The sequence below is a fragment of the Brotocaccenecus cirricatena genome, assembly GCF_020687045.1.
Taxonomy (GTDB): domain Bacteria; phylum Bacillota; class Clostridia; order Oscillospirales; family Oscillospiraceae; genus Vescimonas; species Vescimonas cirricatena.
Genome location: NZ_JAJEPW010000115.1, coordinates 1 through 4,362 on the forward strand (window position 1 = coordinate 1; position 4,362 = coordinate 4,362).

Sequence of the window (4,362 nt, forward strand, 5' to 3'; positions counted from 1 at the left end):
GGCCTGTTTCCGGCCGAAAAGCCCAAAAATCCGTACAAGCCAAAGCCTTACGAGCAGATGACCTATCCCGGCCAGCGCGTGCAGGTAGATGTCAAGGTCGTCCCCCGCCGCTGTATCGCAGATCCGGAGCTGCGCCTGTTCCAGTACACCGCCATCGACGAGTTCACGAGGCTGCGTTTCCTGGCGGCCTACCCGGAGCAGTCCACCTATTCCTCGGCGGACTTCCTGCGCAAGCTGCGGGCGTGGTACGCCCGCAGAGGCATAGAAGTGGAGTGTGTCCAGACGGACAACGGTTTCGAGTTTACCAACCGTTTCTCCAACAGCAAGCGCGATCTGCCCACACTGTTCGAGAAAACTGCCACCGAGCTGGGCATCCGTCACAAACTGATCCGGCCCTACACGCCGCGCCACAACGGCAAGGTGGAGCGCAGCCATCGTGAGGATCAGAAACGCTTCTATTCCTGCCATTCGTTCTATTCACTCGACGACTTTGCCAAGCAGCTTGCCGTCCATAACCGCCGAGCCAACAACTTGCCCATGAGACCCCTCCGCTGGCTCTCGCCTAATGAGTTCGCTGTCCAATATGTTTGACAAACCTACACCGGTGGAAAAAGCGCCGGGAGGACTTCACTCCGGCACTGGCAAGACCGCACAAGCGGAGGTCCGGCGGCAGCGCGGCTCTTGTGTTTTCCTGCCCTATGTGGTAAAATGGCCAAAAAGAGCGAAAAGGAGATGAGGACGTGACGAATCATCCCGCTTCCCCGCTGCCGGAGCGCGGCAGCTGCACCGGCTGCGGCGCCTGCGCCAGCGGCTGCCCCAAGGGGGCCATTCATATGCTGCCGGACCGGGAGGGCTTCCTGTACCCCACCGTCACCGACGCCTGCATCCAGTGCGGCCACTGCGCCCATATCTGCCCGGTGCGCAAGCAGCGGGAGCCCCGGCCGGAACCGGCGGTGTTCGCCGCCTGGAACCCGGACGCCGCCGTGCGGCAGGCCTCCACCGCAGGCGGGGTGTTCTCCCTGCTGGCGGAGTACATCCTGGACGAGGGCGGCGTGGTGTTCGGCGCGGCCCTGGATGAGGAGCTGCAGGTGCGGCACATCGCCGTGAAGGACAAGGCGGAGCTGCCCCGGATCCGGGGGGCAAAGCCGGTGCAGAGCGACCTGGGCGACAGCTTCCGCCGGGTGCGGCACTATCTGGACCAGGGGCGGCGGGTGCTGTTTTCCGGCACCCCTTGTCAGGTGGACGGACTTTACCACTTCCTGGGGGAGCACCCGGAGCGGCTGCTGACCTGCGACGTGGTGTGCAGCGGGGTGTCGTCCCCGGGGGTGTGGAGCCAGCTGGTGCGGTCCATGGCCTATATCAAGCGGCAGCCGCCGGTGGCCGTGAGCTTCTGCGGCAAGCTGCCGGGGGAAAAGGAGCGGCGGTTCCATGTGCGCTTCGACGGCGGGGCCCAGTATGACGCCCCCTTCGGCAAGTCCGACTTCGGCCGGGGCCTGCGGCAGCGGCTGTTTCTGCGGCCGGTGTGCCACCGGTGTCCCTATGCCAGCACCGACCGCCCGGCGGACCTGACCCTGGGTATGTATCAGCCGCCCCGGGACTTTCACCCGGAGGTGCCCCGGTACAGCATCTCTCTGCTGCTGGTGAACAGCGCCAAGGGCGCCCACTATTTCGACACCCTGCCCCTGAAGCGGGAGAAGCTGACGCTGGAGCAGGCGGTGGCCTGCAACGGGGCGCTGGCGGCCCCCACGGCCCCCTCCGTCCAGCGGGAGGACTTTTTCGCCGCCTTTGCCCAGCAGCCCTTCCAGCAGGTGCGCAACCGCTTCCTGTCCGCCGCCCCCTTGCCCCGGCCTCTGGAGAAGCTGCGGGGGATGCTGAAAAAGCGTAAGGAGTAAGCCATGGAAACATTGATGCACACCTGCTGCGCACCGTGCTCCGTGTCCTGCATCCGGCAGCTGCGGGAGGAGGGCATCGAACCGGTGAGCTTCTGGTACAACCCCAATATCCACCCCTATCAGGAGTACAAGGCCCGGCGGGACACGCTGATGGCCTATGCCCCCGCCATCGGCATGAAGCTCATCGTCCGGGAGGACTATGGCCTGCGGGACTTCTGCCGGGCGGTGTGCGGCGACATCGACCACCGGTGCGGCCGCTGCTATCACATCCGCCTGTGGGAGACCGCCCGGTATGCGGCAGAGCACGGATACGGCAGCTTCACCAGCACCCTGTTCGTCAGCCCCTACCAGAACCATGAGCTGCTGCGGCAGACGGCGGAGGAGGCGGCCGAAGCCTACGGCGTGGCGTTTCTGTACCGGGATTTCCGGCCCGGGTTCCGGGCTGGCCAGCAGGAGGCCCGGGAGCGGGGATTTTATATGCAGAAATATTGCGGCTGCGTGTTCAGCGAGGAGGACCGCTATCGCAAGCAGATCGACCGGGACCTGAAGCAGCCGGAGAAGATCATCACAGAGTAACCGAATGGGTATAGCAAAAGCGTGCTGCGGCAGTCTGCCGCAGCACGCTTTTGACTGCCCCAAAAGGGCAGGGCCCTTTTGGGGCAGTCTTGCGGGAAATCCCCCGGCTCCGGCCGGGGGATTTCCCGTTATAGGAAGGAAGCGTATGGGCTTATTTCACCCGTCTGCGGCGCAGCACCGGGGCCGCCGCCAGGGCAGCCGCCGCCGTCAGCAGCAGGGCGGTGTACACCGCCACGGGGGCGGCGTCGCCGGTCTGCACCGGCTGGGAGGCGGTCACCTGCACCGCCAGCCGGCTGACAGCGCTTTCGTTGCCCGCCCGGTCCACGGCCTTGGCATACACCGGCGTGGCGGTGGGGGCGAAGGGGCCGGTATACAGCACCCACTCCGTGCCGTCATAGCTGTAGTACAGGGTCACGTCCTCCTCGGCGGCGGTCAGGGTCACCTTTCCGTCGCCGCCCTGGGCAATGACGGGAGCCTCGGGGGCCGCGGTATCCTTCACCACGGTGAAGGCCACGGTGGTGGCGGCGCCGGTGGCCTCGTCGGTGAACTCCACCGTCACTACGTTCTCGCCCTCCTGCAGCTGCGCGCCATAGAAGAACACCTGGGTGATGGGCTCGGCCAGCACGTTCAGGTCCCCGGAGGGATACAGCAGCTGATTGCCGTTGATCTTCAGGCCCACGTTGCCGTACAGGGAGGTGATGTCGCCGCTGACGGTAAACGCGTCCTCGTTGGTGTAGATCACCGCGCCGTCGGCGATGCGCTCGTCGTCAAACCGCAGGGAAGAAGGCTCCGTATCCGGCAGATAGTACAGATACAGCTTATACACGGTCCCGAAGTCGTTTTCGGCAAAGGCCGAGCTGAGGGTCTTGACGTAGGTCAGGTTCACGCCCTGGCGGATGGCAATGTCAAACTCCACCTGGCGGCTGCCCTCCTGGGGCAGATACCGGACGCCGTTATAAATCACAGGGTTCGCGTCCCGGGCCAGGGTGGCCCGGACGTGGAGGTTGCCGTTTTCATCCAGCATATCGTCGGTGATGAAGAAGCTGGCACCGAGCATCGTTGCTGTCTTTTCGTCCCACAGGGGATCCAGGGCCAGGATATCGCCCCGGATGGTGCCGTCGGAATACCGGGCATCCTTGAATCCGCTTTCCTCATACATCTTCTGGCCATACACCGTGTCATACAGCAGGGCGTTGCAGGTGGTGACGTGTCCGGCAGCGTCATAGGCCCGGACCCGGACGATCTGGCACCAGGCGCTGTAATCGTAGATGTCGCCGGTCTCGTCGTCCACATACACAGCGTCCTTATAGGCGAAGGGGAAGCTCATCCGCAGCTGCCCGTTTTCGTCGAAGGAATCCAGAGAGATCTCCTGGGTGTGGATTTCGGCTTCCACATCGTCCTCGCCGATCAGGAAGCCGGAGGAATCCTGGGCGGTGTAGGTCAGATACAGCCGAACACCTGCATGGAGAAGATCTGGGCGTCGGGGGCAACGCCCACCACGCCGCCGTTCTCCTGGTCTCCGTTGGCCGCCAGCGCCGGGACGCACAGCGACACCGTCAGCACCACCGCCAGGCACAGGGACAGCGCCCGCCGGAGAAGCCGGTGTACGGATGTGTTTTCTCTCATATCTTTCCTCCTGGATAAACATTCACACGGTCCGTTTTGCCCGCCGGGACGCATGTCCCCCGGTCCTGGCAGGAGCGCCTGGCCGCGTGCTCCAAAAAAATGCCGGATACTCACGGCGTCCTCGAAATTTTCCGGAAAATTTCTCACCATTATATAACCCTTTAGTGTAAAAAACAATCCGAATATCCCTTGATTTTTCCTTCTGCCTGTCATTAATCACCCTTATGAATATGCATGAATATACGAAGGGCGCAGCCGCCCGGCTGCG

Annotated in this window: 5 protein-coding genes; 3 read left to right on the forward strand and 2 right to left on the reverse strand. The window is 63.7% G+C overall.

Annotation, left to right across the window (positions count from 1 at the left end; all coding sequences use genetic code 11):
- The 3 genes from LKD37_RS17005 to LKD37_RS17015 form a co-directional block, all read left to right on the forward strand.
- A partial coding sequence (locus LKD37_RS17005; RefSeq protein WP_302930259.1) for a DDE-type integrase/transposase/recombinase occupies positions 1-591 on the forward strand: 591 nt, incomplete at its 5' end.
- Between the two features lie 149 nt (positions 592-740).
- Positions 741-1,892, forward strand: coding sequence for a Coenzyme F420 hydrogenase/dehydrogenase, beta subunit C-terminal domain (locus LKD37_RS17010; protein ID WP_302930260.1), 1,152 nt, complete (start codon positions 741-743; stop codon positions 1,890-1,892).
- A 3-nt stretch (positions 1,893-1,895) separates the two neighbouring features.
- Complete coding sequence (locus LKD37_RS17015) at positions 1,896-2,468, forward strand: epoxyqueuosine reductase QueH (RefSeq protein ID WP_302930261.1); 573 nt, start codon at positions 1,896-1,898, stop codon at positions 2,466-2,468.
- 151 nt (positions 2,469-2,619) lie between these two features.
- Here the strand turns inward: LKD37_RS17015 and LKD37_RS17020 are convergent, their stop codons facing one another.
- Together LKD37_RS17020 and LKD37_RS17025 are read right to left on the reverse strand one after the other, a co-directional pair.
- On the reverse strand, positions 2,620-3,861 hold the full coding sequence (locus tag LKD37_RS17020; RefSeq protein ID WP_302930262.1) for a chitobiase/beta-hexosaminidase C-terminal domain-containing protein: 1,242 nt from the start codon (positions 3,859-3,861) through the stop codon (positions 2,620-2,622).
- Between the two features lie 47 nt (positions 3,862-3,908).
- On the reverse strand, positions 3,909-4,094 hold the full coding sequence (locus tag LKD37_RS17025; protein ID WP_302930263.1) for a hypothetical protein: 186 nt from the start codon (positions 4,092-4,094) through the stop codon (positions 3,909-3,911).
- Between the last annotated feature and the right edge of the window lie 268 nt (positions 4,095-4,362).

Bases quoted from the DNA above. Each gene is read 5' to 3' on its own strand.
- LKD37_RS17025 (WP_302930263.1), bottom strand. From the start codon at position 4,094: ATGAGAGAAAACACATCCGTACACCGGCTTCTCCGGCGGGCGCTGTCC.
- LKD37_RS17015 (WP_302930261.1), top strand. From the start codon at position 1,896: ATGGAAACATTGATGCACACCTGCTGCGCACCGTGCTCCGTGTCCTGC.